3 protein-coding genes and 4 pseudogenes are annotated in these 4844 nt (G+C 59.0%); all 7 read right to left on the reverse strand.

Going from position 1 to position 4844, the window contains the following annotated elements:
• Positions 1–178, reverse strand: a 178-nt coding sequence (locus A3764_RS24115) for a helix-turn-helix domain-containing protein (RefSeq protein ID WP_150122192.1), incomplete at its 3' end; no start/stop codon positions are given.
• A 553-nt stretch (positions 179–731) separates the two neighbouring features.
• Positions 732–1916 (reverse strand): nucleotide sugar dehydrogenase, encoded by a 1185-nt coding sequence (locus A3764_RS14345; RefSeq protein WP_067923623.1) that lies wholly within the window; start codon positions 1914–1916, stop codon positions 732–734.
• Positions 1913–2170 (reverse strand): annotated as a pseudogene (locus tag A3764_RS14350) (cupin domain-containing protein); the annotation flags it as partial. The gene A3764_RS14345 and the pseudogene A3764_RS14350, both read right to left, overlap by 4 nt.
• A protein-coding gene (locus tag A3764_RS24125; protein ID WP_443069068.1) for an IS5 family transposase occupies positions 2169–2973 on the reverse strand; the annotation gives its coding sequence in 2 pieces (ribosomal slippage) (positions 2169–2646 and positions 2645–2973; 807 coding nt in all). The gene A3764_RS24125 and the pseudogene A3764_RS14350, both read right to left, overlap by 2 nt.
• 76 nt (positions 2974–3049) lie before the next feature.
• A pseudogene (locus tag A3764_RS14365) lies at positions 3050–3727 on the reverse strand (sugar phosphate nucleotidyltransferase); the annotation flags it as partial.
• Positions 3728–3729: 2 nt separating this feature from the next.
• Positions 3730–4493: pseudogene (locus tag A3764_RS24130) on the reverse strand (IS5 family transposase).
• A 64-nt stretch (positions 4494–4557) separates the two neighbouring features.
• A pseudogene (locus A3764_RS14380) lies at positions 4558–4844 on the reverse strand (sugar phosphate nucleotidyltransferase); the annotation flags it as partial.

The raw sequence follows: 4844 nt of genomic DNA on the forward strand, positions 1-4844 counted from the left end.
GATCGATGGGGGTCTCACTCGGCTCAATGGCGTCGCGCTCCTGGCTCAGCCACCGCGTCAGCGTCGATAACCCGATACGCAAATCTTCCGCGATCTCCCGCCGCGTCCTGCCGCTCGTCAATGCCAGCCGAACTGCTTCACGCCGAAACTCCGGCGTCGGCCTGTTTCCGTTTTCCATAGAACACCTCCTGGTTCCTCAGTTGGTGCTCTCCACTTTTGAAGGGCAAGTCCAACCGTCTCGCCTTCTATCAGCGTCTCCGCCACGATCCGAGCCTTCAACTCCCGCGGCCAATTCCGCTTGCCGTCCGCACGGCGAGGCGCACTTGCCAGAAACTCGCTTATAGCTCCCATCGAGAAACTCCCCACTAATCAAAGAAGCCTCTGAATCGCAGATCAAGCGTCATGCCGTAAGTGTGGGAGTGGCGCACCGCTTACCACGCAATTCTCCGGGGCAACCGCGCTCTGGCTGCAGACGATGGTGGACCTCACTGCGGGCGATACCGTCGAGCTGCAGGGGTTTTTTCGAGTTGCGGACGGCTATTTCACTGCTGACCAAACGTCCTTCTGGGGGTCAAGAGTGGGCTCACTTCTGGCATCCAGTTCATTTCGACTGACTTGGTGGGTATCGACTCAAATCGAACCCCAAGCGCAAATGACGGAGACGTCGTGCTGGTGGGCATTTTTTTGACGCTTGGCTTAGCCCTTCACCGCGCGCAAGAGCTCAAGACGCGTCAGTCTTCGCCAAACAAGTCCCTGGTGTAGACTTTGTGACGTATTTCTTCGATTTCGTCGGTTAGACGGTTTGCAACAACGACGTCGGCGTTTTGTGTGAACTTCTCCAAATCTCGGATTACTTTTGGTCCAAAGAAAATCTCGTCTTTCAGCATGGGCTCAAAGACGATCACTTCGATGCCTTTGGCTTTGATGCGCTTCATGATCCCTTGAATCGACGATTGCCGAAAGTTGTCGGACCCGGCTTTCATCACCAGCCGATAGACGCCTACCACCTTTGGCTGCTTGGCGACAATTTGATCGGCTAGGAAGTCTTTCCGGGTACGGTTGGCATCCACAATAGCAGAAATTAGATTTTGTGGCACGGCCGTGTAATTAGCCAAGAGTTGCTTTGTATCCTTTGGTAGACAATAGCTGCCATAGCCAAAGGACGGGTTGTTGTAGTGAGTGCCAATGCGCGGATCGAGCCCCACACCTTCGATTATTTGCCGTGAGTCGAGCCCATTGGCAATGGCATAGCTGTCGAGCTCGTTGAAGAAGGCGACCCGCATGGCAAGGTAGGTATTGGCGAAAAGCTTGATCGCCTCGGCCTCGTAGCTTTCAGTAAACAAGACGGGAACGTCTTGCTTCTCAGCTGCTTCAGTCAATAAGTTAGCAAACGCGAGACCGCGGTCCGACATGTCGCCCACGATGATGCGACTAGGATGTAGATTGTCGTAAAGTGCGCGGCCTTCGCGCAAGAATTCAGGACTGAATAGAATATTTGGATTGCCAGTGCGGTCCCGCAAGCTCTGCGTGAAGCCCACTGGAATGGTAGACTTGATCACGACTGTAGCGTCGGGTGCCACCGTCGAGACGATCTGCGTCACGCTCTTTACAGAAGACGTGTCAAAGAAATCCGTTTTGGGATTATAGTCCGTGGGAGTCGCGATGATGACAATCTCGGCACCACTTAAGGCGGCTTCCAGGTCTGTCGTGGCGTTCAAGTGTATTGGGCGCGTCGAGAGGAACTCCTCAAGCTCGGAATCGGCAATTGGGCACTGTTTGGCGTTCACCATGGCCACTCGCTCTGCGGAAAGGTCAACTGCAGTGACTCTATGGTTTTGCGCCAGCAGAGCGGCATTGGACAAGCCGACGTTGCCGATGCCCACAACTACGATGTTCTTTTGATTTTGTGCGCTCATCCCTTCGCCCCTTGCCCGGGGGCGTAGACATCCTCGTATCGGATGATGTCGTCCTCGCCGAGATAACTGCCAGTTTGCACCTCGATCAGCGTCAACGGGACTTTGCCGGGATTTTCCATGCGGTGCACAGCGCCGAGGGGGATGTAGACGCTTTGGTTTTCGGTGATGAGCTTTACCCCTTCATCGACCGTCACCTTGGCGGTGCCCTCCACGACAATCCAATGCTCGGCGCGGTGGTGGTGGCTTTGGAGGCTAGGCTACCGACTCATAAACCCGCAACCAGATGCGTGTTGCGGCGAGTTTGATGAGAGCGAGAAAGTTGGCGTCGTGTTTCTCGTATCGTGTTGCGATGGCCCTGTAGTGCTTGAGTTTTGAGAAGAAGCGTTCGATCCTATTGCGGCGTCGGTAAGCGTGCCGATCCAGCGGTGGTGGTGTGCTGCGTCGCGGGATTGGCTTGATGACGGCTCTTGCGCCGACAGCGGCGAGGCGTTCGCGCAGTCGGTTGCTGTCGTAGGCGGCGTCGGCGAGCAGGGTTTGCCCCGCCCCGACCGTGTCCAGCATGTCATCCGCCGAGCGTCCGTCGTGCGCCTGTCCGGCGGTCAGCTTCAGCGTGATCGGCAGGCCGCGCGCGTCGGAGACTGCGTGGATCTTGGTGGTCAGACCGCCCCGTGAGCGCCCCAGGCAGACGGCTCGAAGGTCAGCCAGACCGGCGGTGCCGGCGGTCTGCGCGCCCCCTTTTTGCGTTGGCCCCGTGCTGGTGAACGCGGATCGAGGAACTGTCCACCGACTGTTCCGAACCTTCGTAGGCCGCTGACACCGCATCGAATATCCGGTCCCACACACCCAGCTTCGCCCAGCGGACAAACCGATTGTAGCAGGTCGTGTAGGGTCCATAACGTTCCGGGATGTCGGCCCAGGGCGATCCGGTTCTCAGCCGCCAGTAGATGCCGTTCAGCACCCGCCGGTCATCCACCCGCGGCACACCACGCGGCTTGTTCAGCAGAAGCGGTTCGATGATCGACCATTCGAAGTCTGTCAATTCGTAGCGACGTTGCATCTTGCTGCTCTCCTCTCTCACAGAAGTGAATCAGCAATCCCGAAACCGCGCTAGTCATTTATGAGTGCGTGACCTAGAGGGGCGCACCCGGATGTACAACGATACGTTTGACCTGAAAACGTGGCCCGATGACGAGGCTCTCGTACCAGCCCCAGGGTCGGTAGTCGCGTGGCAGAGCCGTAGCTTGCGATACACCTTGGGCTTTCAGTGCGGCAACTGCGTCTTTGACATCTTGAGCGCGGTCCTTATGTGCGACCAGCACCGCATCAGGCATGGCAACCGCGACAATGTCGGTCAATCCGATCCCTACAAGCTGTTGTGCGCCGGTGGTGGCTTGCAACAGAGTGGAATCGCAATCGAGCGCAGTCGCCGGTCCGGTCGTGACGACGGCTTTCTCATCAGCATCGCCTTCACGCCAGACCGCTTGCCAATCGCCCAGGTCTGACCAAGCGCCGCCATAAGGAACGACGGTTAGATTGCCCGCGCGCTCCATCACGGCGTAATCAATGGAGATATCGGGCAATTTATCCCAAGGCTCTGCCTTTAGTCGGGTGAAGGACAGGTCCTTTTCGGCGCCATCGACCGCAGCCCGACGGGCCGAAAGAACCTCTGGCGCGTGCTCGGCGAATGCGTCCAGGATCGCCGTGCTTGTAAAGAGGAAGATCCCCGCGTTCCAAAGGTGCAAGCCACCTTTCAAGAGTGTGTCGGCCTTCGCCTGGTCGGGCTTTTCAACAAAGCTCTTGAGGGGCTGGGGCGCTAGGATGCGGACTCATAATGTCTGACCCAGAGGCGTGAGCAGGCGATAAGGACCGCGGCAAGATAGTCTCGGGCGGTTTTTTCGTATCGGGTGGCGATCTTGCGGAAGTGTTTGAGCTTGTGGAAGAACTACTCGACCAAGTTGCGCTGGCGGTAGAGCGCGGGATCGACCGAGCGCTGAACTTTCCGGTCTCGTTGCGTTGGGATGTGGCCCCGCCCGCCGCGCGCCGCGATCAGCTCGAGGATCGCGCGGGCGTCATATCCCCGGTCCGCGACGACATCTCCGGGGGCGGGATGAGCGGCAAGCAGGTCAGCGACCGCCGCCTTGTCCGATGCCTGCCCGGGCGACAGCGTGATCGCCAGCGGCAGTCCGCGATGATCCACCATCGCGTTGATCTTGGTGCTCAGTCCGCCACGAGAGCGGCCAAGGGTGTGATCGGCCCCCCTTTTTTGGCCGCCGCCTGCTGGTGTGCCCGGATGATCGAGGAGTCGATGAACTGCATGCTGTCGGGGGATTTTTCTGCCAGCGTTTCAAAGATCTGGACCCAGACGCCCGCTTTCGCCCACCTGTTGAACCGGTTGTAGACGGTCGTGTAGGGGCCATACCTCTCCGGCAGGTCGCGCCACGGCGACCCGGTTCGCAGCACCCAGAAGATGCCATTCAGAACCCGCCGGTCATCCACCCGCGCCACACCCCTTGGCTTGTTGGGCAACAGCGGCTGGATCAGCCCCCACTCGCCATCCGTCAGATCAAAACGCGCCATCACTACCTCCTGTCCCGGAATCAGTGAATCACGGACGCAGCGCGAAGGGAATCCTGTTAATGGGTACGCATCCTAGGAGCGAAGTCTGCGTCGGGTGCCTCGATGAGCTCAAGCCAGCCATAGCCTGTTTCGGGGCGGTCGGGGCGGATGCCGAAGGTGACAAGTTGACCGGCGGAGGCGGCAGGTGCGGCGGCCTGAACAGCGTCGCGGAAACGGGCGGCGTCGGGGATTACATGGTCCGATGGCGCCACCAGCATCAGCGAACCCGGCGCACGGGCCTCTAGTGCCAGGGCGGCAGAGCAGATCGCGGCGGCGGTGTTTTTTGCGGAAGGCTCGATCAGGATGTCGACA

This window comes from Sulfitobacter sp. HI0129, assembly GCF_001635395.1.
In the GTDB taxonomy this organism is placed as follows: Bacteria; Pseudomonadota; Alphaproteobacteria; order Rhodobacterales; family Rhodobacteraceae; genus Sulfitobacter.